At 65.4% G+C, this 24,844-nt stretch carries 22 protein-coding genes; 12 read left to right on the top strand and 10 right to left on the bottom strand.

The features are described from left to right. Positions 1 to 337: 337 nt before the first annotated feature. Positions 338 to 1,825, top strand: a complete 1,488-nt coding sequence (locus JQK15_RS09445) for a lipopolysaccharide biosynthesis protein (protein ID WP_010335727.1) — start codon at positions 338 to 340, stop codon at positions 1,823 to 1,825. Positions 1,826 to 1,863: 38 nt separating this feature from the next. On the opposite strand, the gene JQK15_RS09440 is transcribed toward JQK15_RS09445, so the two are convergent. Continuing rightward, the gene (locus JQK15_RS09440; RefSeq protein WP_004209125.1) at positions 1,864 to 2,292 is read right to left on the bottom strand and encodes a CBS domain-containing protein; all 429 of its coding nucleotides are present in this window, start codon (positions 2,290 to 2,292) and stop codon (positions 1,864 to 1,866) included. Positions 2,293 to 2,377: 85 nt separating this feature from the next. On the opposite strand from JQK15_RS09440, the gene JQK15_RS09435 reads away from it, so the two are divergent. Continuing rightward, the gene (locus JQK15_RS09435) at positions 2,378 to 2,677 is read left to right on the top strand and encodes a hypothetical protein (RefSeq protein ID WP_004209126.1); all 300 of its coding nucleotides are present in this window, start codon (positions 2,378 to 2,380) and stop codon (positions 2,675 to 2,677) included. Beyond that, on the top strand, positions 2,667 to 3,047 hold the full coding sequence (locus JQK15_RS09430; RefSeq protein ID WP_214865105.1) for an acyl-CoA thioesterase: 381 nt from the start codon (positions 2,667 to 2,669) through the stop codon (positions 3,045 to 3,047). The genes JQK15_RS09435 and JQK15_RS09430 overlap by 11 nt, the downstream gene beginning before the upstream one ends. Before the next feature lie 5 nt (positions 3,048 to 3,052). Here JQK15_RS09430 and JQK15_RS09425 read toward each other — a convergent pair whose 3' ends face one another. The 6 genes from JQK15_RS09425 to hisS form a co-directional block, all read right to left on the bottom strand. After that, complete coding sequence (locus JQK15_RS09425) at positions 3,053 to 4,603, bottom strand: DUF4139 domain-containing protein (RefSeq protein ID WP_214865103.1); 1,551 nt, start codon at positions 4,601 to 4,603, stop codon at positions 3,053 to 3,055. Between the two features lie 13 nt (positions 4,604 to 4,616). After that, a complete protein-coding gene (locus JQK15_RS09420; protein WP_214865101.1) occupies positions 4,617 to 6,020 on the bottom strand; it encodes a DUF4139 domain-containing protein in 1,404 nt (467 codons plus the stop codon). Between the two features lie 119 nt (positions 6,021 to 6,139). Next, the gene (locus tag JQK15_RS09415; protein WP_214865099.1) at positions 6,140 to 6,898 is read right to left on the bottom strand and encodes a DUF4167 domain-containing protein; all 759 of its coding nucleotides are present in this window, start codon (positions 6,896 to 6,898) and stop codon (positions 6,140 to 6,142) included. 311 nt (positions 6,899 to 7,209) lie between these two features. Continuing rightward, positions 7,210 to 8,031 (bottom strand): peptide chain release factor N(5)-glutamine methyltransferase, encoded by an 822-nt coding sequence (gene prmC / locus JQK15_RS09410; RefSeq protein WP_214865097.1) that lies wholly within the window; start codon positions 8,029 to 8,031, stop codon positions 7,210 to 7,212. Beyond that, the gene (gene prfA, locus JQK15_RS09405; protein WP_017499489.1) at positions 8,028 to 9,119 is read right to left on the bottom strand and encodes a peptide chain release factor 1; all 1,092 of its coding nucleotides are present in this window, start codon (positions 9,117 to 9,119) and stop codon (positions 8,028 to 8,030) included. The genes prmC and prfA overlap by 4 nt, the downstream gene beginning before the upstream one ends. Next, positions 9,119 to 10,381 (bottom strand): histidine--tRNA ligase, encoded by a 1,263-nt coding sequence (gene hisS / locus JQK15_RS09400; RefSeq protein WP_136185891.1) that lies wholly within the window; start codon positions 10,379 to 10,381, stop codon positions 9,119 to 9,121. The genes prfA and hisS overlap by 1 nt, the downstream gene beginning before the upstream one ends. Positions 10,382 to 10,521: 140 nt before the next feature. On the opposite strand from hisS, the gene JQK15_RS09395 reads away from it, so the two are divergent. Both JQK15_RS09395 and ppa read left to right on the top strand, forming a co-directional pair. Continuing rightward, positions 10,522 to 12,453, top strand: coding sequence for a M61 family metallopeptidase (locus JQK15_RS09395; protein WP_214865095.1), 1,932 nt, complete (start codon positions 10,522 to 10,524; stop codon positions 12,451 to 12,453). Between the two features lie 37 nt (positions 12,454 to 12,490). Further along, on the top strand, positions 12,491 to 13,033 hold the full coding sequence (gene ppa / locus JQK15_RS09390) for an inorganic diphosphatase (protein WP_169862178.1): 543 nt from the start codon (positions 12,491 to 12,493) through the stop codon (positions 13,031 to 13,033). Between the two features lie 68 nt (positions 13,034 to 13,101). Here ppa and yczR read toward each other — a convergent pair whose 3' ends face one another. Next, entirely contained in the window at positions 13,102 to 14,565 is a 1,464-nt protein-coding gene (gene yczR / locus JQK15_RS09385) for a MocR-like transcription factor YczR (RefSeq protein WP_214865093.1), read from the bottom strand. Between the two features lie 88 nt (positions 14,566 to 14,653). On the opposite strand from yczR, the gene yczE reads away from it, so the two are divergent. From yczE to JQK15_RS09370, 3 genes are all read left to right on the top strand, one after another. Then, complete coding sequence (yczE, locus tag JQK15_RS09380) at positions 14,654 to 15,259, top strand: membrane protein YczE (RefSeq protein WP_214865091.1); 606 nt, start codon at positions 14,654 to 14,656, stop codon at positions 15,257 to 15,259. A gap of 153 nt (positions 15,260 to 15,412) precedes the next feature. Next, on the top strand, positions 15,413 to 16,621 hold the full coding sequence (locus JQK15_RS09375) for an NHL repeat-containing protein (protein WP_214865089.1): 1,209 nt from the start codon (positions 15,413 to 15,415) through the stop codon (positions 16,619 to 16,621). 16 nt (positions 16,622 to 16,637) lie between these two features. After that, positions 16,638 to 17,144, top strand: a complete 507-nt coding sequence (locus JQK15_RS09370) for a DUF1993 domain-containing protein (protein ID WP_214865087.1) — start codon at positions 16,638 to 16,640, stop codon at positions 17,142 to 17,144. Here the strand turns inward: JQK15_RS09370 and JQK15_RS09365 are convergent, their stop codons facing one another. Further along, positions 17,145 to 17,624 carry a hypothetical protein gene (locus JQK15_RS09365; RefSeq protein WP_048938048.1) on the bottom strand — a complete coding sequence of 160 codons (480 nt, stop codon included), beginning with the start codon at positions 17,622 to 17,624 and terminating at the stop codon, positions 17,145 to 17,147. Between the two features lie 85 nt (positions 17,625 to 17,709). Here JQK15_RS09365 and gyrB point away from each other — a divergent pair, with 85 nt between their 5' ends. The 4 genes from gyrB to JQK15_RS09345 all read left to right on the top strand — a co-directional run bounded on the left by gyrB (position 17,710) and on the right by JQK15_RS09345 (position 22,222). Beyond that, positions 17,710 to 20,217 (top strand): DNA topoisomerase (ATP-hydrolyzing) subunit B, encoded by a 2,508-nt coding sequence (gyrB, locus tag JQK15_RS09360; protein WP_214865163.1) that lies wholly within the window; start codon positions 17,710 to 17,712, stop codon positions 20,215 to 20,217. 130 nt (positions 20,218 to 20,347) lie between these two features. Continuing rightward, positions 20,348 to 20,911 carry a DNA-3-methyladenine glycosylase I gene (locus JQK15_RS09355; protein ID WP_214865085.1) on the top strand — a complete coding sequence of 188 codons (564 nt, stop codon included), beginning with the start codon at positions 20,348 to 20,350 and terminating at the stop codon, positions 20,909 to 20,911. Next, entirely contained in the window at positions 20,887 to 21,426 is a 540-nt protein-coding gene (locus JQK15_RS09350) for a COG3650 family protein (RefSeq protein ID WP_214865083.1), read from the top strand. The genes JQK15_RS09355 and JQK15_RS09350 overlap by 25 nt, the downstream gene beginning before the upstream one ends. A 52-nt stretch (positions 21,427 to 21,478) precedes the next feature. Then, a complete protein-coding gene (locus JQK15_RS09345) occupies positions 21,479 to 22,222 on the top strand; it encodes a DJ-1/PfpI family protein (protein WP_214865080.1) in 744 nt (247 codons plus the stop codon). 133 nt (positions 22,223 to 22,355) lie between these two features. On the opposite strand, the gene JQK15_RS09340 is transcribed toward JQK15_RS09345, so the two are convergent. Beyond that, on the bottom strand, positions 22,356 to 24,767 hold the full coding sequence (locus tag JQK15_RS09340) for a ligase-associated DNA damage response DEXH box helicase (protein ID WP_214865078.1): 2,412 nt from the start codon (positions 24,765 to 24,767) through the stop codon (positions 22,356 to 22,358). Positions 24,768 to 24,844 lie beyond the last annotated feature (77 nt).

The raw sequence follows: 24,844 nt of genomic DNA, 5'->3' as shown, positions 1-24,844 counted from the left end.
CCTAAATTTATCTGAATCCCTACGCCTGAAAGCCGTAAGAACCCAGGGCCGCCGCCCACATGTCCCTTCATCTAAATCACAATGTCAAAGAGCCGCACCGACATCAAAACCGGACAACCAGCGTTCCCTAAACTTTCGTTCAGAGGACCAGTGTCCGTCTATGTGGGCGACCGGGTCAGTCAAGCGCCTCAGCAGCGCCGCCCCGTCCGGTGAAAAGCCCTCTAGGCGGGGCAGCCGGAACCGTCAAACGCTTTTTGCAATTTTGTTTCACATTTTTTTGGCGGTTCCGGTCTAAACCCCGAAACACGGGCATTTCGCCACGGGATACAGGATGACTATGGGGTTACAGGAAGCCGATGCCGCCGACGCAGGGTTTGGCGCACGGGTGAAGAAAGCGATATTCTGGCGCTCGGGCAGCCAGATCATCTCGCAGATTCTGAGCTGGGTGGTGACGCTGGCGGTGATCCGCCTGCTCGACCCCAAAGATTATGGCCTGTTCGCCATGACCCAGGTGATCCTGAACTTCGCCACCTTCCTCAATGGCTATGGCCTGGTCGCCGCGCTGGTTCAGTCGGAGGATCTCGAATCCCACCGGCTGCGTCAGGCCTTCACCATCATGCTGCTGCTGAACGGCAGCCTGGCGCTGCTGCAACTGGCGATCGCGCCGCTGGCCGCCGACTATTATGACCAGCCGATGGTGGCGCAGCTGCTGCGGGTGCAGGCACTGCTCTATCTCTCCACCCCCTTCATCGCGATTCCCGAGGCGATCACCGCCCGTGCCCTGGATTTCCGGCGCCCCGCTTTCATCAACCTGATCGCCGCGATCGCGTCGGCCGCGATGGCGCTGGTCGGTGCCCTGTCGGGCTGGGGCGTGTGGACATTGGTGTTCGCGCCGATGACCGGATTCTGGGTGAAGGCACTGGGCTATATGCTGGTCACCGGCTTTCGCCCGATTCCCAGTTTCGATTTCTCCGGCACGCGGGCGATGATCCTCTATGGCGCGTCGCTGCTGGGCAGCCAGCTCTTCTGGATCATCCAGAGCCAGAGCGACATCTTCATCGGCGGCCGCGTGCTCACGCCGCATCAGCTGGGCCTTTATGCCGAAGCGCTGTTCCTGACCCAGATCTTCGTCAGCAAGTTCATCCCGCCGCTGAACGAGGTCGCCTTCCCGGCCTATGCCCGCATGCAGAAGGATGTGTCGCGGGTGGCCTGGTCCTTCTGCAAGGCGGTGCGGCTGCTGATGCTGATCTCCTGCCCCATCTATCTGGGCATGGCCGTCACCGCAGAACCGCTGGTCGAGACCTTGTTCGGCCAGAAATGGCTGGAGATGGCGCCGTTCGTAGCGATCCTGGCGCTCGCCATGCCGTTCATGACGCTGCAGGTGATGTTTGCGCCGGTCAGCAATGCATTGGGCCGCCCCGGCACCACCGCCCGGATCGCCGCGATCGGGGCGATATTGATGGCCACCGCCTTCCTGATCGGAATCCAGTGGGGGGCGATCGGCCTGGCCTGGGCATGGCTGGGCGCCTTCCCGATCCTGACCATCGTCACGGCGCGCCTGGCCGGCGGGCCGATGGGGCTGCGCGCGATCGACCTGATCCGTGCCGCCGCGCCGGGGCTGGGCTGTGCCATCCTGATGGCTGGCGTGGTGCTGGTGATCGACCGCCTGCTGCCGCCGCTCGCCGCGCCGATCCGGCTGGCCATCCTGGTGCCGGCTGGCGGCATCGCCTTCCTGGCGGCACTGATGCTGTGTGCGCGCGGCACGTTGATGGAGCTGGTGCGCCTGATCGTGCGCCGCGCGCCGCCGGTGCAGGCGCCCGCCTGACGGATCGGCGGGCGCCCACTATTGATAAAAGCGGTTCGTCAGGCGGTCTGGATATAGTCGCGCAGGGCGGCGGCTTCCGATTCGATATTGTCGATGCGGAACTTCACCAGATCGCCGATCGAGACCAGGCCGATCAGGTCGCTGCCCTTCACCACCGGCAGATGGCGGATGCGCCGCTTGGTCATCAGCGACAAAGCGTGGATCACCGGCATCTGGTCGTCGATGGTGATCGCGGGCCGGGTCATCACATCGGCGACCGTGTGGTTCAGGGCCTCTGCCCCTTGCTGGGCCAGACGATAGACGACATCGCGTTCGGAAAAGATGCCGACCACCTGGCCGCCATCGACCACGGGCACGCAGCCGATTCGCCGATCCGCCAGCAAGGTCACCACCGACAATACGCTGTCGGTCGACTGGACCTGGACGACGTCGCGCCCCTTGCCCTGCAAGATTGCCGCGATGGTCATGGCCGCTCTCCTTTTGTGGACTTACTGTCTCTGCGCTTGATGATCCCACTTTCGCGGCGCAAAGAAAAGGGAGGAGAGCAAGAGAATGACAGAGAAAAAGGGCCTGGACGATCCCCGGATCGCGGCAATCGCCTGGTCGCGATTCCGCCGGATCATGCTCTGGATGGCGCTGATCGGCGCATTATGCGTTGGCGCTGCCCTGCTGTTCCTGCGGCTATGGACCGGGCCGATGCCGGTTCACATGATCATCGCCACCATATTGGGCGTCTGGTTGACCTTCATGCTGGGAACGGGCTTGATGGCGCTCGTCTTCCTCTCCGCCGGGACGGGGCATGACGACCAGGTAATGGACCGGCTGAAGGACGAGGTGCCGCTTGACGATTGATCCCCATCGCGAAGTGATATTGCGGGTCGTACCGCGCCCGGCCGACATCAACAGCAATGGCCATATCTTCGGCGGCTGGGTGCTGAGCCAGATGGATATCGCCGGCGGCATCGTCGCGGGCCGAATCGCGCAGGGCGCGGTGGCCACGGTCGCGATCGAGAGCATGAAGTTCATCTCGCCGATCCTGATGGGCGACCTGGTGTCGGTCTATGCCCAGGAAGAGAAGCGCGGTCGCACGTCGGTGGCGATCCGAATCGACGTGGTGGCGACGCGCGGCGGCGGCGTGGAAACGGTCGCGCTGACCAGCGGGGTCTTCACCTTCGTCGCGCTGGACGAGACCCACCGCCCCCGCCCCATTCCCGGCAATTGAGGATTTCAGCGCAGCTTCTGGTCGTAGCTATAGCTGACCTGCCCATTGGCGGGGATGATGGCGCGCCAGACCCAGCTATTGCCGCGGCGCTCCATCTGCATCGGACGCGGCGCGATGTCGTGGGGAATGAGGATTTCCGCCGTCGCGTCGAACGGCCGTGCATTGGTGAGGGTCAGCGTCCAGCGCCGCGCCTTGGCCGACTGGCCGCCGATGACCGCCATGATGCGCACATCGGCGCTTTGGGCGATGTCATAATCGATCCGCTCGCCTTCCGCCTTGTCGCCAATGTCGGTTTCGCCCGCGAGCAGGCGCTGGCCATCGATCGTCTCGAACAGGGCGACCCGGCCCGAAGGCATGGCGAGCCCCAGACCGTCGGCCTTGCGATTCTGCAATCGCAACCGCAGCGTCATCGGGCGTGACCGGCCATTGCCGTCGCGATAGTCGATGGTCGCGGCATAGAGGCGCTCGACCAGCACGTCAGGCTGGCGCAGCAGGGCGACCTGTTTCTGGCCTTTCGCCGCGACATCCACCGTCACCGGGACGCGATAGAGTTTGAGGTCGCCGACATCCTCCGGTGGCGACGGGGGTGGCGGCGGCGGAGGGGGTGGCGGCGCGGCCATCATAGGCGCGGGAACGCGACGCGCGGTCAGCACGATCTCCTGCGCCGAATCCATCATCGCCTCGGCCTGCGGCATGTCGATCGGAAACAGTTCCCACTGCGGATGGGTACTGGTGATGTCCATCGGCCAGCAGCGCAGCGACAACGGACCGCCGGTCGGACGAGGTTGCATCTTGCGCACCTGTTTGTTGGGCTGTCCGGCGATGACGCTGAGCCGAGCGTCGGCAAAGCCGGTGACGCCGCCATTGGCCACGGTCAGCCAGGCCATGAGATCGAGATGGCGGCCATCATCCTGCATGTCGGCGACATAATTAGCGGCCCAGTCGAAGCCCTCGGCCAGATAGGTGAGTTGCAGCGTGACGCGGGCGGACCGGGCGCTGGTGGCGATCACCGATAGCGTCGGACGCGGCGACAGGTCGGTCGGCACGCGCGGATAGAGCATGCGTTCGGGCAGGCCGCTGCAACCCAGCGCCTCATAGCCCTGCGCCGTCTGGACGATGACGCCGCCCATCGGCCCGGCGCTGATGATCGCATCCTGCTCGCTGACCTTGCCGGTCTTGCGATCGGTGCGGCGCAGGGTGACGCTGCGCTTGAGATAGGCGTCGACCAGACCGGCGGGCGAGAGCAGCCGGGCATCGCGATTCTTTTCCCGCACCCCCTGCGGCATGCCGGAGAGGATCGCGGTTTCGGGCATCAGACCCTCTGCCACGCCCTCGAACCGCACCACCGAGTCGCCCTTCGGCAGGTCGATGATGCGAGTCTCATTGATCAGCGCATAGCCGCCGGGCCATTTGGGATCGATCGCGCCCTTGGCGCGCTCGGGCTGGCGATAGACGGTGACCGAGACCGAATCCGCCTTGGCCGAAACCACCGTCCCCGCCCGCGCCGGCGCGATGCCGAGGCAGAGCATAAGAAGAACAAGGACGCGCAGCAGCACGGCGCCGACCCGGTCAGTAGCGCGAATCGAAGGTGACGCTGAGATCGACCGAGCCATTGGCCGGCACCGGCACGCTCCATTCCATCCGGTCGGCGGAAACGCGCCTGCCTTCCAGGCTTTGTGCGGTAACGCGGGTGTCGCCCCACAGCCCCTGCTGGGCCAGGTCGACCGTCACCGCTTCGGGCCGGGCGTTGGTGAGCGTGTAGCGCATCCGCGTTTCCCAGCGCTGGCTGCCCTTTTTCGTGCGCTGCTCGACGGTCGGGCGCACCTTGACGTCGAACGCCTCGCCGGTGCGCAGCGCCATGGAGGAACCCATCGGCGTATGGTCGATGCTGTTCTCGCCGATGAACTGCGGATCGCCCCGCGCGTCGCGCATGTAGACGCGGATCGTGCCGGCCGGCAGCTGATCGCCAAGGCCGCCCTGTTTCGAGGTCGAGAATTTGAGCACGCTCGACGCGCTCATCGGCTCGGTCGAACTGCCCATCCAGCTATTGAGATATTCATAGGTGGCGCGCGCTGGCGCGCCCTTCACGTCGAGGAAGCTGACCTGCTTTTGCTGGGCATTGGCGATGGTCGTGCGATCGGCCAGCGGATAGAGGTAATAGTCGCCCAGCCGCTCGCGCGGGCCGCTTTCGGTGCCGGCCTGGTCGATCGTCCCACTCGACGACTGCCACCAGTTATGCCTTCCGCAGCCATTGGCCGGATTGCCGGCGACCAGGATCGTCTTCGCATTGATGAAGCTCGTGCCGGTATTGTTGGTGAGCGTCACCCAGCCCTGCATGTCCATCGCGCCCTTGGCCGCGTCGAACAGCGCGACATAATCGGCGGTCCAGCCCAGATTGGGGGTCAGATAGGACAGTCGGGCCGGCACGGTGCCGCCGCGCGCGGCCTCGATCGTCACCGACAGGGTCGGGCGGGCGCGCAGATTGGGCGGCACCCGGTCGAAGATCACCCGCACCGGCAGACCATCGTCGCGCAGCACCTCGATCCGCGAACCGATCTGCATGACGATGCCGCCATTGGCCGCCAATATCTTGGCGCGCTCGCGCGTCTCGGTGCCGGTCGCGGGATTGGTGCGGACCAGGGTCACTTCCTGCCCCACCGCCTTGTCCATCAGCTTGTCGGGCGAGAGCAGGTCGAAATCGAAATTCTGCTCGACGATCGAGAAGCCGGGGCCGGACAGGTTCACTGTTTCGGGCCGGATGCGAGCGGACACGTCGGGAAATTCGATGCGGTTGCGGCCGGCATTGACGCTCAATTGCCGGTCATCCTGCACCAGCGACGAACCGCCATTATAGATGGTGACGGCGACATCGCCCTGCGCGGTGGCACCGGTGGGATCGACAGCAGCGGTCTGGGCAAAGGCGGCGGCCGGCAGCATCAGGGCCAGACCGGTCAACAGGCGGACAGTCGTCATCAAGTCGCACTCCCCTTATGCAACGATCTTCTGCCCCAAGCGGCTATATTTGCAAACAAAAAGGGCGGCGCCGGGATGGCACCGCCCTTTTTGTTTTTGGGGTTGCTCGAAAGCCGCGCTTATTCGGCGGCTTCGGTCGCCGGACGGGCGCGACGGGTGCGCTTGCGGGGAGCTTCCTCGGTCACGTCGGTGTCGCTGTCATTATCGGCGCGGGCGATCGAGGGCGGCAGGATGCTGACATCCAGGCCTTCATTCGCGTCGGTCGGCGCGGCATCGGCCTTGCGCGGGCGACCGCGACGCGGCTTGGGCGCTTCGGCGGCCGGTTCGGCTGCGAGTTCTGCGGGCTGTTCGGCTGCCACCGGCTGCTGCTCGGTCGCGTCCTCGGCCACCGGGCGGTCACGGCGATTGCGATCGCGACGGTTGCGGTCGCCCCGATCGCCACGATCATTGCGGTCACCGCGATCCTGACGCTCGCCGCGCGGTTCGCGACGGTCATAATCGCGCTCGGGCTGTTCGGTGCGGCCCTCTTCGGCGCCGTCCTCATTGCCCTCGAACTCTTCGCTCTCATCGTCGAAATTCTCGTCATTCCGGCGGAAGCGCTGCTGCTGCTCCTCCTGGCGCGAACGATTGTCGGCCAGCACGCGGAAATAATGATCGGCGAACTGCAGATAATATTCGGCGTTCACACGGTCGCCGGCCATCTGAGCATCGCGCGCCATATTCTTGTATTTCTCAAGAAGCTGGGCCGCATTGCCGCGGGCGCGGTTGTCGATACGGTTACCGTTGTCGCCACCACCCCGGTTACCGCCATTGGGACGACCGTTGTTGTTATTATTCCGGCCGCGATTGCGGCGACCGGCCTGCCGGTTGTTGATCAAGACATGATCCTTGCGTTCGCTATGATAATATTCACTGAAAACACTGTTCAGCTGCTATCCCCAAGCACCGCCCCTTCCGTGGGGCCGGATGTGGCTCCGCCAGACATGATCCGAACCGGACCACGCCCTCAGCCACCAGAGGCGCTTGCGCAGCAGCGCCATCTTGACTTTCAGGAGCAGGAAAATGCCTTATCCATCAATGGCCTGATAAGGCCATGTCGCCGGAATGGCGGTTTTCCTGATCCCGATGTAATGGCATTCACGCGATAAACCAAGCAATTTTCGCTGTGGTGGCGTGAAATCCCGCCTTCTTATTCGCCCGGCGTGGCGACGAGGCAGCGATCATGCCCCGCAAGGTCACGGCGCAGCGACACGCCCAGCCCCTGTGCCCGCAGCAGCGCCGACACGCTTTGCCCCTGATCATAGCCGATCTCGATCGCGGCCATGCCGCCCGGCGCGATCAGCGCGGGCAGTTGCGGCACGATGCGGCGATAATCGTCCAGCCCGTCGACCCCGGCGAACAGGGCGCTGGCCGGATCATGCAGTACATCGCCGGCGAGCGGCGCGTCGGTCGCGATATAGGGCGGGTTGATCAGCAGCAGGTCGAACGGTCCGGTCACGCCGGCCGCCCAATCGCCAAGCTGGAAGCGCGCGCGCGTCCCCATGCCCAGCCGGTCGGCATTGCCCTGCGCCACCGCCAGCGCGGTGACCGAGGCGTCGATGCCCAGCCCCGTCGCATCGGGCCACTGGTCGAGCGCGGCGAGCAGCAGCGCACCCGATCCGGTGCCTAGGTCCAGCATAGTCGCGGGCGCGCGATCGCGGAAATGATCGACCGCCGCCTCGATCAGCGTCTCGCTGTCCGGGCGCGGGATCAATACGTCGGGGGTGACGGCCAGGCTGATCGTCCAGAAATCGCGGCTGCCCAGGATATGGGCGATCGGTGCGCCGGCCAGCCTCTGCTGCAGATGGACAGCGAAAGTGACAGGGACAGACAGATCGCGCTGACGCATCAACAGGTCGTTGCGGCCGATGCCCAATGCATGGGCCATCAGCAGTTCGGCGTCGAGCCGGGGGGTGTCGCTGATCGCGGCTAAGCTGACAGAGGCGTCGCGCAGCGCATCGGCGACGCTCACGCCACCCCGTCCAGTTGGGCGAGGCGCGCGGCCTCATCCTCGGCCACCAGCGCGTCGATCACTTCGGCAAGGCCCGGCCCTTCCAGAATTTCGGGCAGGCGGTGCAGGGTCAGGTTGATGCGGTGGTCGGTCACGCGGCCCTGCGGGAAATTATAGGTGCGAATGCGCTCCGACCGGTCGCCCGATCCGACCATCGCCTTGCGCGCGCCGGCCTGTTCGCTCTGGGTGCGCTCCCGCTCCGCTTCATAGATGCGGGCGCGCAGCACCTGCATCGCCTTGGCCTTGTTCTTGTGCTGCGAACGCTCATCCTGCTGCGTCACGACGATGCCGGTCGGCAAATGGGTGATGCGCACGGCGGAATCGGTGGTGTTGACGTGCTGGCCGCCGGCGCCCGACGCGCGATAGATGTCGATCTTCAGGTCGCTATCGGCGATCTGGACATCAACTTCTTCCGGCTCGGGCAGGATGGCGACAGTCGCCGCGGACGTGTGGATGCGGCCGCCGCTTTCGGTGACCGGCACGCGCTGGACGCGATGCACGCCGCTCTCGAACTTCAGCTTGGCGAAGACGCCGGTGCCGTTGATGCTGGCCACCACTTCCTTGAAACCGCCCTGTTCCGAGGCGTTGGCGGAGATCATCTCCATCTTCCACCCCTGGGTATCGGCATAGCGCTGATACATGCGGAACAGGTCGCCGGCGAACAAGGCCGCCTCATCCCCGCCGGTGCCGGCGCGGATTTCCAGCATCGCCGGGCGGGCATCGGCCGAATCCTTGGGCAGCAGCTGCAACGCCAGCGCGCGCTCGGCATCGGGCAACTGCCCCTTGAGCAGCTGCATTTCCTCCTGCGCCATTTCGCGCATCAGCGGATCGGCATCGCTGTCCTCGCCGCCGGCCATCTGTTCAAGCGCGCGCAGCTCCTGGCGCAGCCGGCGCACTTCATGCGCGGCCCGCGCCACCGGCTCGATCTCGGCATATTCCTTGGACAGTTTCACGAACGCATCGGGCGCAAGGTCGGCGCGCGTCATCGACGCCTGCACCTCGTCCCGGCGCGCCTCGATCTGCGCGATGCGTTCGGCGGAAATGTGCATCAGAGCGCCGTCACCGTGCCGATCAGCGCATCCAGTGCGACCGCCTGCTGCTCGCCCGTGCCCAGGTTGCGGACCGCCGCCTCGCCCCGTGTCAGTTCGTCGTCACCCAGGATGATCGCCCAAGAGGCACCCGATGCGTTGGCGCGCTGCATCCGCTTCTTCATATTGCCGCGATAGCCCATGTCGCAGGCGATGCCGGCGCGGCGCAGATCGGCGATGATGCCGGTCGCTTTCGCCTCGGCCGCCTCGCCCATCGGGATCAGCACGATCTGCGGCTTGTCGATCGCCGGCTGGTCGATCAGCATCGCCAACCGCTCGATCCCCGCTGCCCAGCCGACCGCCGGGGTCGACGGACCGCCCAGATTTTCGATCAGGCCGTCATAGCGGCCGCCGCCCAGCACCGTGCCCTGCGCGCCGAGGCGATCGGTGATGAACTCGAACGCGGTGTGGCGATAATAGTCCAGCCCGCGCACCAGCCGTGAATTGCGTTCCCAGGCGACACCGGCGGCGTCGAGGCCGCTGGTCACCTTGTCGAAGAAGCTGCGCGCTTCGTCGGTCAGATAGGCGTCGATGTCCGGCGCGCTGTCGGCAATCGGGCGATCGCGCGGATCCTTGCTGTCGAGGATGCGCAACGGATTCTTCGCCAGCCGGTCGATGCTTTCTTCCGACAGCTCGCCCCGATGCGCCTCGAAATGGGCGATCAGCGCGGCGCGCCAGGCTTCACGGCTTTCCGCGTCGCCCAGCGTGTTGAGGTTCAGGGTCACGCCTTCCGACACGCCCAGTTCGCGCAGCAGCTGATCGGCCAGCACCAGCAGCTCGACATCGGCCGCCGGCTCGCCCGCGCCCAGGATTTCGGCATCGAGCTGGTGGAACTGGCGGAAGCGGCCCTTCTGCGGGCGTTCATAGCGGAACAGCGGACCATGGGTCGCGACCTTGAGCGGCGCATATTGCTGCCAACCCTCGGTAATATAGGCGCGCGAAATGCCGGCGGTGAATTCGGGGCGCAGGGTGATGCTGTCACCACCGCGATCCTCGAACGTGTACATTTCCTTCGACACGACGTCGGTGCTTTCGCCCAGCGAACGGGCGAACACCGCGGTCGATTCAAAGACGGGCACTTCAACCCGCTGGAATCCATAGAGTTTGCGCACCCGGTCAAAGGTGGCGACGACATGGGCGAAGCGTTCCTGAAACGCCTCCGCCGTGCCGCCCAACATGTCCTGCGTTCCGCGCACCGGGCGCGGCGTTTCGATCTTCGCCATGGGGCAGCGCCTTTAACGATAATCGCGGCCCAAGGAAACGCGCTTTTTATGGCGGCATAGGGGGTGGACGCGGGCGATTCGCCCCGCCATGCTTGGGACAGACGGGCCGTCCGGCCCCCGTTCCTTTTCTGGAGACCGTCATGATCCGCAGCCTTGCTGCCGCCCTTTGCCTTTCGACCGCGATTGCCAGCCCGTTGCTGGCGCAGGATGTCATCCGTTCCAAGCCGACCGCCCTGCCCGTCGACAGCGCCAAGCCGATGCCCAAGGATGTCCCCTATCCGGGCGGCACGATCCGCCTTGACGTCGACGCCACCGACACGATGCAGCGCATCTTCCGCGTGAAGGAAACCATTCCCGTCGCGTCGAGCGGCCCGATGACCCTGTTGATGCCCGAATGGCTGCCCGGCAACCATGCTCCGCGCGGTCCGATCGAGAAGCTGACCGGCCTGACCTTCACCGCCGACGGCAAGCCGATCAGCTGGAAGCGCAATCCGCTCAACGTCTATGCGTTCGAGATCGACGTGCCGGCCGGCACCAAGCAGGTCGTGGCGCAGTTCCAGTTCCTGTCGGCGACCGCGACCAACCAGGGCCGCGTCGTCGTGACCCCCAAGATGCAGAATATCCAGTGGGAAGATGTCTCGCTCTACCCGGCCGGCTATTATACCCGCCAGATCCCGGTGCAGGCCAATGTCACCTATCCCGCCGGCTGGCAGGCGGCGACCGCGCTGCGCGGCAAGCGCACCGGCGACACCATCGCCTATGACGTGATCGACTATGAGGCGCTGCAGGACTCGCCGGTCTTTGCCGGCACCCATTTCAAGGCGGTGGACCTGGGCCATAACGTCACGCTGAACATCGTTGCCGACGATGCCGACGAACTGGTGTTCAACACCGACCAGATCGCCAAGCACAAGAAGCTGGTGGCCGAAGCCGGCGCCGCGTTCGGCACCTATCATTTCGACCATTATGATTTCCTGCTGTCGATCACCGACGAAATGGGCGGCATTGGCCTGGAACATCATCGCTCGTCCGAGAATCAGGTCGAGCCGGGCTATTTCAAGAAGTGGGATTCGGGCGAGGCGCTGCTCGACCGCAACCTGCTGCCGCATGAATTCACCCATAGCTGGGACGGCAAGTTCCGCCGCCCCGACCTGTTGTGGACGCCCAATTTCGACGTGCCGATGCAGGACAGCCTGCTGTGGGTCTATGAAGGCCAGACCCAGTTCTGGGGCTATGTGCTGGGCGCCCGTTCGGGCATGTTCTCCAAGCAGGAGACGCTGGACGCCTATGCCCAGATCGCAGCGAAGCTGGACACCACGCGCGGCCGCGAATGGCGCCCGATGGTGGACACGACCAATGATCCGATCATCTCCGCCCGCCGTCCCAAGGGCTGGGCCAACTGGCAGCGGTCGGAGGATTATTATAATGAAGGCCTGATGATCTGGCTGGAGGTCGACGGCATCCTGCGCCAGCAGACCAAAGGCGCCAAGGGCATCGACGATTTCGCCAAGGCCTTTTTCGGCATCAAGCCGGGCGACTGGGGCCAGGTCGTCTATAATCGCCAGGACGTGATCGACACGCTGAACGGCGTCGCCCCCTATGACTGGGCCGGCCTGTTCCACAAATATGTCGACAGCCCCACCACGGAAACGCCCAAGGGCGGCTTCACCCTGGGCGGCTACAAGCTGGTCTATACCGATACGCCCAATGCCATCACCAAGGCGGCCGAAGGCGCGCAGAAGACGGTCGACCAGAGCTTTGGCGTGGGCCTGACGGTCAAGAATGACGGCGATATCGCGGCGGTGATCTGGAACAGCGCAGCATTCAAGGCCGGTCTTGCGGTAGGATCGAAGATTATTGCGGTGAACGGCAATGAATATTCGAGCGACGCATTCAAGACGGCGCTGACCGAGGCTAAGGACGCGAAGAAGCCGATCCAGCTTATCCTAAAGCAGGACAAATATTATCGCACCCTGACCCTCGCTTATTCGGATGGCCTGCGCTATCCGCACCTCGAAAAGACCGGCACCGGCGAAGGCAGCCTCGACAAGCTGCTGCAGCCGCGCACCTGAAGATTTCCAAGCAACCGCATGTAAAAGGCGAAGATGCATGAATATTGACCTGATCCCCGTCGGCGAAGATCCGCCAAACAGCCTGAACGTCATCATCGAGGTGCCGGTTGGCGGCGAACCCGTGAAGTACGAGTTCGACAAGGCCTCGGGCGCGCTGTTCGTCGATCGCATCCTGCACACTCCGATGCGCTATCCGGCGAATTACGGCTTCGTGCCGCACACCCTGTCGCCCGATGGCGATCCGCTCGACGCGCTGGTCATCGCCCGCTCGCCGTTCGTGCCCGGCTCGGTCGTGCGCGCGCGCCCGATCGCCGTGCTGAACCTGGAAGACGAAGCCGGCGGCGACGAGAAGCTGGTCTGCGTGCCGGACAACAAGACCTTCCCCTATTATAACAATGTCGGCGAGAAGGACGATCTGCCCACCATCGTGATGGAGCAGATCGAGCATTTCTTCACCCACTATAAGGATCTGGAAAAGACCAAGTGGGTGCGCATCGGCACCTGGGGTGGCGCAGAAGATGCCCGCCAGATCACGCTGGAAGCGATCGAACGCTATCAGGCCGAGAAGAAGAAGGGCTGAGCCGTTCTCGGTATAGCCGATTGAAGAGGGCCGCGCGGAACATCTCCGCGCGGCCCTTTTTCTATGGGTCAGATCAATCGGTCGGCCTCCAGGGCGAGGGCCAGCGGATCGCGGCCGCGCGGGGTGCGGGCGTGGAGCCGTGCATCCGCCTCCACCAGCCGCGCGACGCCCATGTCGAGCTGGGCCTCCGGCAGGGTGAAGGGCAGGCGCAGGAACCGCTCGAACGCGCCATTGACGCCGAAGCGCGGGCCTGCCGCAATGCGCACGCCATGATTGCCGGCGAGCGCCGCGAGCGCGCTCGCCTCCGCGCGGGGCAGCTCCGCCCAGAGCGACAGGCCGCCGGCCGGCGATTCCACCCGCCAGTGCGGCAGATGCTGTTCCAGCTGCGCCAGCAGATGGTCGCGCCGGTCGCGCAGCATCGCCGCGCGCGGACCCAGCCCCTCGTCCGCGTCCATCAGCTGGGCGACGGCGAGTTGCTCGACCACAGGGCTGGCCATGTCCATCGTCGTGCGGATGCGGCCGAGCGCAGCCACGGTCTGCGGATCGGCACGGATCCAGCCGACGCGCAGCCCGCCCCAGAAAATCTTGCTGGCCGATCCCAGGGTGATGACATGGCGGCCGGACGGGTCATGGCAGGCGACCGGCGGCGGCGGCGATCCGTCCAGCCCCATCGCCACCATCGTCTCGTCGATCACCAGCGGCGTGTGGGTGCGCATCGCCACCGAAACCAGCGCGCGGCGGGTCGCTGGGTCCATGCTGCGTCCGGTGGGATTGTGGAAATCGGCGATGATATAGGCAAAGCGCGGCGCGGTCTGGCGGAAGGCCGCGTCCATGGCGTCGATGTCCCAGCCATGGACCGGCAGGCCGACCGGCACCGGCACGACATTGGCCCGCTGCAGCGCCTGGATCGCATTATGATAGGTGGGATGGTCGATCACCGCCCGATCACCCGGCCCCGCCAGCCATTGCAGCAGCAACGAAAAGCCCTGCTGCGCGCCATTGGTGATCATGATCTGGTCGGGATCGGTCGGGCAGCCGCGCCGCTCATAATGGGCGGCGATCGCCCGGCGTAGCACCGGCAGGCCGAGCGGATCATAGCCCAGATCGCCCAGATAGGCCGGCAGCGCCTCGACCGCATGGGAATAAGCCAGGCCCACGCCGGGCGCAGCCGGCAGCGCGGCATGGGTCCAGTTGAGCAGATTGTCGCCGGTGACCCCGTCGATATCGGGCGTCGGGGTCTCGACCCGGCCGGGCGGCAGGCGCGTGGCGCTGCCCGACCCCTGCCGGCTTTCCAGATAGCCCTCGTCGCGCAGCCGGTCGAAGGCGGCGGCGATGGTGGTGCGGCTGAGCCCCAGCGCGGCGGCCAGCTCGCGTTCGCCCGGCAACCGGACATTGAGGCCGATCCGTCCGTCCAGCACCAGCATCCGCAGCGCCTGCGCCAATTGGCGATAGGCCGGCTCGGCACTGTCCTGCGCGCGCCAGGCGCCCAGCAGCCGCAACAGCGAGGGAGGCCGAAGGAAGGAAGTGGACATGGCGATCAATCCAATCAGAGATATTTGAAGGCCACTTACGCGCCATTGGTCCTTTTGTAAAAGGCCAATTCGACTAGGCCTGATGCCCATGATGATGACCCGCCGCCTCTTCCAGCTCTTCTGGGGCCTTGTGCTCTACGGCTTTGCCATGGCGCTGATGCTGCGCGCCAATCTGGGGCTCGATCCCTGGGACGTGCTGCATCAGGGACTGGCGCCCAAGCTCGGCCTCAGCTTCGGCATGACGGTCAACCTGGTCGGCGCGATCGTGCTGCTGCTCTGGTGGCCATTGCGGCAGCGACCGGGGATCGGCACGGTCTGCAACATCCTGGTGATCGGCACGGCGGTGGACATCAGCCTCCATTATCTGCCGACGCCGGACGGCTATGCGATGCGCGCGGCCTGGCTGGGCGCGGGGATCGTGCTGAATGGCATTGCCGGTGGCGCCTATATCGGTGCCGGGCTTGGGCCGGGCCCGCGCGATGGATTGATGACCGGCCTGTGCCGCCGCAATGGCTGGCCGGTCAAATGGGTGCGCACCGGCATCGAGATCGCGGTGCTGGCGACCGGCTGGATGCTGGGCGGCACGGTCGGCATCGGCACCATTGTCTATGCGGCGACGATCGGCTGGATCGTCCACCATGCCTTGCCCTTCTTCACGATCACGCCGCCCGAACGGCCGGCGATCGCGACATAAGTTGCCCCCTGACCGGCCGACAGAAACCCGTCGGCCGGTCCTTTTCCCGTTGAAAATGCGACGCACCTTCCTTGACCGGACCGGCCTTGACCGGACCGGGCAGTCGGGCATGATCCCGCCTCCGCCATTCCCGACGATCAAGGAGTCCCCGCCATGCGCGCCTTCCTCGCCGCTGCCCTCACCTTGCCCTTTACCGCCCTGCCCTTCGCCGTTGCCGCATCCGCCGCGCCACCGGAACAGGCGCTCGCCCCCCTCGCCTTCGAACAGATCGCACCCGCCGGCACCAAGATGCCGCGCTTCAAGGTCGATGCCGCCTGGCCGGCCATGCCCGATGACCTGCTGCTGGGCCAGGTCAGCGGCGTCGCCGTCGGCCCGGACGATTCGGTCTGGGTCGTGCATCGGCCGCACAGCCTGACCGCGACCGACACCGGCCTTGCCGAATCGCCCGCCACCGCCGTCTGCTGCAAGCCGGCCCCGCCGGTGGTGCGCTTCGCCAAGGATGGCCGCTATCTGGGCGGCTGGGGCGGCGCCGACAGTGCCCCCACGGTCGACGGCGTCAACCAATGGCCCGCCAGCCTGCACGGCATCTTCGTCGACAAGGCCGGCAGCGTCTGGTTCGGCGGCAATGGCAAGGGCGACCATGTCGTCATGAACTATACGCCGGAGGGCAAATATATCCGCAGCTTCGGCCGGCGCGACAAGACCGGCGGCAATGATGCGACCGATCAGCTCGGCAACCCGTCCGACGTCAATCACAGCGATGGCATGGTGCTGATATCCGACGGCTATGTGAACCGCCGGGTGATCGGCTTCGACGACCGGAGCAACAGCTACAAGGGCCGCTGGGGCGCCTATGGCAAACCGCCGAGCGGACCGGTGCTGCAGGGCACGTTCGACCAGAGCCATGCCGTCGATCCCAGCCGGGTCGCCGATCCCAAGTCCCCCATCTTCAACAGCATCGTCCATTGCGTGGTGCCGACGAATGACGGCCACCTCTATGTCTGCGACCGCAACAACAATCGCGCGCAACTGTTCAAGCGCGAGAAGGATGGCGGCCTCACCTTCGTGCGCGACCTGGCGATCGCGCCGGAAACCGGCGGCACCCACACGGTCACCGACATCGCCTTCTCGCCCGATCCGGAACAGACCTATCTCTATGTCGCCGACATGATGAACGGCCGCATCTGGGTGCTGGAGCGCAAGACCCATACCGTCCTTGGCGCCTTTGGCCGGATCGGGCGGCAGGCCGGACAATTCACCTGGCTGCACAGCATTGATACCGACAGCGCCGGCAATATCTATGCGACCGAGGTGAACACCGGCCGCCGCGTGCAGAAGCTGGTCTTCACCGGCATCGAATGAAGGGAATCCTCGCAACGTGGCGACCGAACTCTACGACCTGACCGTCCCGGCCTTCCTGCGCGGCCTGCGCGTCCTCTCCACCCTGCTGGACAAGGGCGCCGCCTTTGCCGCCGAACAGGGGATCGATCCCGCCACGCTGACCGGCGCCCGCCTGATCGAGGATATGCGCCCGCTGACCGCGCAGGTGCAGCTCGCCACCGACAGCGCCAAGGGCGCGGTCATCCGCGTCGGCGAACTGGAGCCCTTCCCCCTGCCCGACACGGAGGAGACGTTCGCCGACCTGCAGGATCGCATCGCCCGCACCATCGCCTTCCTGGAATCGGTGCCGCGTGACAGGATCGACGGGCGCGAGGAGGCGACCGTCATCCTCAAGACCTCGCGCGGCGAATTTTCCTCCACCGGGCGCAGCCATGTGCTGACCTTCTCGCTGCCCAATTTCTATTTCCACCTGACGACCGCCTATGCCTTGCTGCGCCAGGCTGGCGTGCCGCTGGGCAAGCTGGACTATCTGGGCGGGCTGTAATCAGCCCGCCACCAGCCGGACATAGGCGCTGGAGACCCAGCCGCTGGTGCAGGGGCCGGCATAGGCCTGTTTGCGGTCGACCGGTTCGCGCACGCCGCAATCGGTCGGTGCCGCGCCTTCAGTCACTGGCGGCGGGATCACCACGCCCAGCCATTTCTGGTCGATGCTGCGGGTGCAGACATGCACCCGTGCGCCTTCGGCGAGCTGCGCCAGCGCCTTCGCCTCGGCAAAGGGGGCGGACCGGACGCTCAATCCCTGCGGCCCGACACGGGTCGCCTGCCCCATCGCACCGCAGGCATCGAGCCGGGGGCCATCCTCGCCGATCGTCACCGGCCGGGCCAGGGTCGCCTCGATCCGGGTTTCGGGCATCGCCTCGCGCGGGGCGCCGGCCAGCGAGCTGTTGGGCAATTCGTCGGCGACTTCGCTGCTGCGCGAGCAGGCGGAAAGCAGCATCAGGGCAAGGATCGGGACAACACGCATGAGCGCCTGATAAACCGCCCCAAAGCCGGGTGGAAGCCGCCATGTTTCGCTTTAGTTTCGAGGCGCCATTCCCTATATGCTGGGTATGAGCGACGAACAGCAGAACAGCCCCAACAGCAATGAATATGGCGCCGACAGCATCAAGGTGCTGAAAGGCCTCGACGCCGTGCGCAAGCGGCCCGGCATGTATATCGGCGACACCGACGACGGGTCGGGCCTGCACCATATGGTGTTCGAGGTCAGCGACAATGCGATCGACGAGGCGCTGGCCGGCCATTGCGACCGGATCGTCATCACGCTCAACCCCGACAACAGCGTCAGCGTCGAGGATAATGGCCGCGGCATCCCGACCGGCATCCACAAGGAAGAAGGCGTGTCGGCGGCCGAGGTCATCATGACCCAGCTGCACGCAGGCGGCAAGTTCGAGAACACGTCGGACGACAATGCCTATAAGGTATCGGGCGGCCTGCACGGCGTGGGCGTCTCGGTGGTGAATGCCCTGTCCGAATGGCTGGACCTCAACATCTGGCGCGACGGCAAGGAACATTGGATGCGCTTCGCCTATGGCGATGCTACCGCGCCGCTCAAGATCATCGGCGACGCGCCGGAGGGCAAGAAGGGCACGCGCGTGACCTTCCTCGCCTCGACCGAGAAGGTGCCGGGCGATGGCGGCACGTTCAAGAACCAGACCGAATATGATTTCGACAAGCTGGAGCATCGCTATCGCGAGCTGGCTTTCCTCAACAGCGGCGTGCGCCTGTTCCTGGTCGATGCGCGCCATGAGGAGAAGAAGGAAGTCGAGCTTTATTATGAGGGCGGCATCGCGGCCTTCGTCAAATATCTCGACCGCAACAAGAATGCGCTGATGCCCGATCCGATCGCGATCGCCGGCACCCGCGACGACGTGACCATCGACGTCGCGCTGGAGTGGAACGATTCCTATTATGAGAACGTCCTCTGCTTCACCAACAACATCCCGCAGCGCGACGGTGGCACCCACCTCGCCGCGTTCCGCGCGGCGCTGACCCGGACCCTCAACAGCTATGCCGAAAAGACCGGCCTGCTGAAGAAGGAGAAGGTGAGCCTCACCGGTGAGGATATGCGCGAAGGCCTGACCGCGATCGTCTCGGTCAAGCTGCCCGATCCCAAATTCTCGTCGCAGACCAAGGACAAGCTGGTCAGCTCCGAAGTGCGCCAGCCGCTCGAAAGCCTGATGGCCGACAAGATGGCCGAATGGCTGGAAGAAAATCCCGGCCATGGCAGGATGATCGTCCAGAAGGTGATCGACGCCGCCGCCGCCCGTGAGGCGGCCAAGCGTGCGCGTGAACTGACCCGCCGCAAGGGCGCGATGGACATCGCCTCGCTGCCCGGCAAGCTGGCCGACTGTCAGGAGCGCGACCCCGCCAAGTCCGAACTCTTCCTGGTCGAGGGTGACTCGGCCGGTGGTTCGGCCAAGCAGGGGCGCAACCGCCACAATCAGGCGATCCTGCCGCTCAAGGGCAAGATCCTGAACGTCGAGCGCGCGCGCTTCGACAAGATGCTCTCGTCCAAGGAAGTCGGCACGCTGATCCAGGCGATGGGCACGGGCATCCGCGACGATTTCAACCTGGACAAGCTGCGCTACCACAAGATCGTCATCATGACCGACGCCGACGTCGACGGCGCGCATATCCGCACGCTGCTGCTGACCTTCTTCTATCGCCAGATGCCGCAGATCATCGAGGCGGGCCATCTCTTCATCGCCCAGCCGCCGCTCTACAAGGCGAGCCGCGGCCGATCCGAAGTCTATCTGAAGGACGAAGCCGCGCTGGAGCAATATCTGGTCGACAATGGCGTCGACACGATGGCGCTGGAAACCACCGGCGGCGCCCGCACCGGCGACGATCTGCGCAGCCTGATCGACCATGCCCGCCGCATGCGCGCGGTGATGCGCTATGTGCCGCGTCGCTACGACCCGGCCATCATCGAGGCGCTGGGCCTGACCGGCGCGCTCGATCCCGAACTGTCCGAAGCACAGCTGGCCGAACGGCTGGCCATGGCGGTCGCCTGGATCGCCTCGCATGATCCCGAGGGCAAGTGGACCGGCCGCATCGCCGAGGGCGGCGGCTTCCATTTCGAACGGCTGTGGCGCGGCGTGACCGACCATCATGTCATCGAAAATGGCTTCCTGGGTTCGGCCGAGGCGCGCAAGCTGCACGGCACCGCCAGCGAAGAGGCGGAAAGCTATGCCAAAGGCAGCCGCCTGGTCTCGGCCAAGGCCGTCGCCGCGCAGGACGAACTGGGCGAGGACGAATTGCCGGCGGTTTCGGCCAAGGGCGTCAACATCTCGCGGCCCAGCGAATTGCTGGAAGCGATCCTGTCCGCCGGCCGCAAGGGCCTGTCGATCCAGCGCTACAAGGGTCTGGGCGAAATGAACGCGGAACAGCTGTGGGAAACCACGCTGGACCCGGACAATCGCTCGATGCTGCGCGTCGAGGTGGAACAGGCCGACGTCGCCGACGAAATCTTCACCAAGCTGATGGGCGACGTGGTCGAACCGCGCCGCGAATTCATCCAGGACAATGCGCTGAACGTCGCCAACCTGGACGTTTGATCTTTCTTTCTCCCTCGTCATCCCAGCGCAGGCTGGGATCTCTTTTCTTTTTGGGACGAAGGAAAAAAGGGATGATGAAGTGAGTCACGTGCCTCACTTCATCCTTCGCTGGCATGACGTTGGGTGAGAAATGAATAACATCGTATTGCCACGCTGCAGCTGGGTAGGGCCGGACCCGCTCTACCGGGATTATCACGACGCGGAATGGGGCGTGCCCCAGCATGATTCGCGCATGCTGTGGGAAATGCTGATGCTGGAGGGGTTCCAGGCGGGGCTCAGCTGGATCACCATATTGCGCAAGCGCGAGGGGTTTCGCGCCGCCTTTGCCGGCTTCGATCCGGACAAGGTCGCCGCCTTCGGCCCCGACGATGTCGAACGGCTGATGACCGATCCCGGCATCGTCCGCGCCCGCGCCAAGATCGAGGCGACGATCAAGGGCGCGCAGATCTATTGCGCGATGCGCGACGCCGGCGAGGATTTCGCCACCTATGTCTGGTCCTTTGCCCCCGACGGGCCGATCATCGGCGACGGCAAGAGCTTCCCGACCCAGACGCCGCTGTCAGAGGCGATCTCCAAGGATCTCAAGAAGCGCGGCTTCAAATTCGTCGGACCGACCATCGTCTATGCCTGGATGCAGGCGATCGGCATGGTTGACGATCATGCCGTCCATTGTTTCCGGCGGGCCGGCGCGTGAAAGTGACGGCGATGGTGACAGGGCTGCTGGCCCTCACCGCCTGCTCAGGCGATCCTGTGCCGCCGAACAGGGTCGACAATCGCGCCGACAATGTCATCGCCAACGCCGCCCCGGCGCTCAACCAGGCGATCGTCGCCAATGAAAGTGCCACGCCCGAACCGGCCCCTGCCCCGGCTGCGCAACCGGCGCCCGCCGCTGTTTCCCGTGAAACACCGCCTCCCCCTCCTCCCCCTGAGGAGTATCGCGCGATCGGCACCGAGCCTTTCTGGGCGGTGATCGTCACCGGATCGGTCGCGACCTTGCAGCGGCCCGATCATCGTCCGCTGCGCTATCCCGTCACCCGCACCGATGATCCCCGCGCCATCCGCTTCATGGGCGATGGCTTTGCTATGACCGTCACCGAAGGCCCGTGCAGCGACGGGATGAGCGACGCCATCTGGTCCGACCGGGTGCAGCTTTCCTTCGGCGAAGGCGTGCTGAAGGGCTGTGGCGGCATCAAGGACGGCGGCGAATAGGCGGGATCGCCGCCATCGCTCGTCTAACCCGGCAAATAGGGAGCATGTGACGATGAGCGACCAGCCCAAAGCCGATGTTGCGCGGCGCAACTTTCTCCTGACCGCCGGAATCGCGCTCGCCGCGACCGGCACGACGGTCTCCGCGCAACTTTCCGTGCAGCCGCCGGTGCCGCCAAGCGGGCCAAAGAAGAAGCTCGGCATGGTCCTGTTCGACGGGTTCGAACTGCTCGACGTGTTCGGCCCGCTGGAAATGTTCGGCATGCTGAAAGACCGGGTCGAGATTGTCATGATCGCCGACAAGGCCGGGCCGGTGCGCAGCGGTGCCGGACCGCAGACGATCGCCGATCATGGCTTTGCCGATGCGCCCAAGCTCGACATCGTGATGATCCCCGGCGGCCTTGGCACCCGGCGGGAAGTCAATAATCCCGATTTCCTCGCCGCAGTCCGCACGCTGGCACAGGATACGCCGCAGGTGGCAACCATCTGCACCGGATCGGGCCTGCTGGCGAAGACCGGGCTGATCGACGGGGTGAAGGCGACCAGCAACAAGATGGCCTGGGCCTGGGCGACGGCGCAGGGGGCCAAGGTCGCCTGGATTCCCCATGCGCGCTGGGTGGAGGATGGCAAATATATCTCCTCCTCCGGCATTTCGGCGGGGACGGACATGGCGTTGGGCCTGATCGCCAAACTCTATGGCAAGGACATGGCCCGCTGGGTCGCCAACCGGACCGAATATCGCTGGCAGGAAGATGCGAGCGACGATCCCTTTGCCAAGCTGAACGGGTTGCCGGGGTAAGCCCAAAACCTCCCCCATTCCGTCATGCCAGCGCAGGCTGGCATCTCTCTTTTTTGGCATCAGTGGAAGAAAGAAGCGGGATCCCAGCCTTCGCTGGGATGACGGTAGTGGAGAGTGGTGGTTCCTACCCCCCTCAATCCGTGCGCATGGCTTCGGCCACCAGCGCCTCGGCCTCGATCAGCAGCGCGTCCTCGGCATCGCGCTGCGCCACCTGTTCGCGGCCGATCAGGATCAGCAGCGGCACGGCAAGCGGGCTGACCCGGTCGAGCGGCACATGCAGCATGGTCGACGCCGCCCGGTCGATCAGGTCGCCCAGCCGCCCGACATCGGTCATCCGTGCCCGCGCATCCGCCCAGGCGGCCTTCAGCAGCAGATGGTCGGGCTGATATTTGCGCAGCACGTCATAGATGAGATCGGTGGAAAAGGTCACCTGTCGCCCGGTCTTGCGCTTGCCGGGATGCTGGCGCTCGATCAGGCCGGAGATCACGGCGACATCGCGGAAGGCGCGCTTCAATAGGCTCGACTGCTCGACCCATTCGACAAATTCATGGTCGAGGATATCGGCGGAAAACAGGCTCTGCGGATCGGTGACGGGCTTGAGGCCATAGACGGCCAGCGCATAATCGTTCGACACGAAGCCCAGCGGCATCAGTCCCTGTGCGTCCATCCGCCGGGTCAGCAACATGCCGAGCGACTGGTGCGCGTTCCAGCCCTCGAAACTGTAGCAGACCATATAATGGCGCCCCTCATGCGGGAAGGTCTCGACCAGCAGCTGCCCCGGTTGCGGCAGGGCGGAACGGGTCCGCTGCACCTCCAGCCATTCGCGCACATCGTCGGGGAAACGGTGCCAGGCGTCGGGTTCGGCCAGGAAATGGCGCACCCGGTCGGCCAGCCGCGTCGACATCGCCATGCGGGTGCCGCCCCAGCTGGGGATGCGCGCGCTCTTGCTCGTGGCGCGGACGACCAGGTCGCTGCTGTCCATCCGCACCACCTCCAGCGCCATTCCGGAGAAGAAGAAGCTGTCACCCGGCCGCAAGGTGGCGGCAAAGCCCTCCTCCACCGTGCCGAGCTTTCGCCCATTGGCGAAGCGCACCGCCAGCGCGGGCTGATCGACGATGATGCCGGCATTCATTCGGTGCTGCTGGATGAACTTGGGATGCGACACCCGCCATGTGCCGTCGCCCTCGCGCACCAGCCGCTTGAACCGGTCATAGGCGCGCAGCGCATAGCCGCCCCCCTCGATGAAATGCAGCACATGGGCAAAGCCCTCTTCGGTCAGCGCGCTATAGGGGGTGGCGGAGCGGACCTCCGCCAGCAATTCCTCCTCGCGGAACGGCCCGGCACAGGCGATCGCCATCACATGCTGGGCCAGTACGTCGAGCGCGCCGGGGCGGAAATCATCGGCGTCCCGTTCCCCCGCCTCGACCGCGTCCAGTGCCGCGCGCGCCTCCAGATATTCGAAGCGATTGCCGGGGATCAATATCGCCTCCGACGCCATGTCGAGCCGGTGATTGGCGCGGCCGATGCGCTGGAGCAGGCGCGAGCTGCCCTTGGGCGCGCCCATCTGGATCACGCAGTCGACATTGCCCCAGTCGACGCCGAGGTCCAGCGACGCGGTTGCTACCAGCGCGCGCAGCTTGCCCGCTGCCATCGCCGATTCGACCTTGCGCCGCGCCTCGATCGACAGGCTGCCATGATGGATGGCGATCGGCAGGTTCGCGTCATTGACCGACCACAGCTCCTGGAAGATCAGCTCAGCCAGGCCGCGCGTGTTGCAGAAGACGAGCGTGGTCTGCCGCGCGGCGATCTCCGCCATCACCTGGCGCGCGGCATATTTGCCCGAATGACCCGACCAGGGTACCCGCCCCTCCGGGATCAGGATGGTGACGTCGGGCTCCGCCCCCGCCTCCCCCAGCACCGGCGTCACCGCATCGATATCGCCATCGGGCGCCAGCCAGGCGCGATAGGCATCGACATCGGCCACCGTCGCCGACAGCGCCACCCGGCGCAGGTCCGGGTTGATCGCCTGCAACCGCGCCATCGACAGGTTGAGCAGGTCGCCGCGCTTCTGCGTGGCAAAGGCATGGACCTCATCGACGATGACGGTGCGCAGATGCTCGAACAGCAGCGCCGCGTCGGGATAGCTTAGCAGCAGCGACAGGGATTCGGGCGTGGTCAGCAGGATGTGCGGCGGCCGCACCCGCTGCCGCGCCTTGCGATCCGACGGCGTGTCGCCGGTGCGGGTCTCCACCCGGATCGATAGTCCCATCTCCTCGATCGGCGTCAGCAGGTTGCGCCGCACATCGACCGCCAGCGCCTTCAAGGGCGAGACATAGAGGGTGTGCAGCCCATCGGCGGGATTGGCGATCAGGTCGGCAAGCGTCGGCAGGAAGCCGGCCAGCGTCTTCCCCGCCCCGGTCGGCGCGACCAGCAGCGCATGCTCCCCCCGCTGCGCCGCCATGAGCATGTCACTTTGATGCCGCCGCACCCGCCAGCCGCGCGATGCGAACCAGTCGGTGAGGATGGGAGGAAGAACAGGCGGCATCGAGGAAGGATGTAGGGGCTGTGGCGGATGGGGGGAAGTGGTGCATGCGTTCACCCCGCGCACCGGGCATCGGGCAT

Origin of the sequence: Sphingobium sp. BHU LFT2 (genome assembly GCF_018604485.1) — a bacterium.
Taxonomy (GTDB): Bacteria; Pseudomonadota; Alphaproteobacteria; order Sphingomonadales; family Sphingomonadaceae; genus Sphingobium; species Sphingobium yanoikuyae_A.
Note: the sequence above shows the minus strand (reverse complement) of the source record. Positions and strands in the feature narration are given on the sequence as shown.

What these genes read in the sequence shown, in the direction of transcription:
- yczR (WP_214865093.1), bottom strand. Translation starts at nt 14,565, where the DNA reads ATGTCCACTTCCTTCCTTCGGCCTCCCTCGCTGTTGCGGCTGCTGGGC.
- JQK15_RS09440 (WP_004209125.1), bottom strand. Translation starts at nt 2,292, where the DNA reads ATGACCATCGCGGCAATCTTGCAGGGCAAGGGGCGCGACGTCGTCCAG.
- JQK15_RS09445 (WP_010335727.1), top strand. Translation starts at nt 338, where the DNA reads ATGGGGTTACAGGAAGCCGATGCCGCCGACGCAGGGTTTGGCGCACGG.
- JQK15_RS09395 (WP_214865095.1), top strand. Translation starts at nt 10,522, where the DNA reads ATGATCCGCAGCCTTGCTGCCGCCCTTTGCCTTTCGACCGCGATTGCC.
- JQK15_RS09420 (WP_214865101.1), bottom strand. Translation starts at nt 6,020, where the DNA reads ATGACGACTGTCCGCCTGTTGACCGGTCTGGCCCTGATGCTGCCGGCC.
- gyrB (WP_214865163.1), top strand. Translation starts at nt 17,710, where the DNA reads ATGAGCGACGAACAGCAGAACAGCCCCAACAGCAATGAATATGGCGCC.
- JQK15_RS09340 (WP_214865078.1), bottom strand. Translation starts at nt 24,767, where the DNA reads ATGCCGCCTGTTCTTCCTCCCATCCTCACCGACTGGTTCGCATCGCGC.
- JQK15_RS09375 (WP_214865089.1), top strand. Translation starts at nt 15,413, where the DNA reads ATGCGCGCCTTCCTCGCCGCTGCCCTCACCTTGCCCTTTACCGCCCTG.
- ppa (WP_169862178.1), top strand. Translation starts at nt 12,491, where the DNA reads ATGAATATTGACCTGATCCCCGTCGGCGAAGATCCGCCAAACAGCCTG.
- yczE (WP_214865091.1), top strand. Translation starts at nt 14,654, where the DNA reads ATGATGATGACCCGCCGCCTCTTCCAGCTCTTCTGGGGCCTTGTGCTC.
- JQK15_RS09355 (WP_214865085.1), top strand. Translation starts at nt 20,348, where the DNA reads ATGAATAACATCGTATTGCCACGCTGCAGCTGGGTAGGGCCGGACCCG.
- hisS (WP_136185891.1), bottom strand. Translation starts at nt 10,381, where the DNA reads ATGGCGAAGATCGAAACGCCGCGCCCGGTGCGCGGAACGCAGGACATG.
- prfA (WP_017499489.1), bottom strand. Translation starts at nt 9,119, where the DNA reads ATGCACATTTCCGCCGAACGCATCGCGCAGATCGAGGCGCGCCGGGAC.
- JQK15_RS09345 (WP_214865080.1), top strand. Translation starts at nt 21,479, where the DNA reads ATGAGCGACCAGCCCAAAGCCGATGTTGCGCGGCGCAACTTTCTCCTG.
- JQK15_RS09365 (WP_048938048.1), bottom strand. Translation starts at nt 17,624, where the DNA reads ATGCGTGTTGTCCCGATCCTTGCCCTGATGCTGCTTTCCGCCTGCTCG.
- JQK15_RS09435 (WP_004209126.1), top strand. Translation starts at nt 2,378, where the DNA reads ATGACAGAGAAAAAGGGCCTGGACGATCCCCGGATCGCGGCAATCGCC.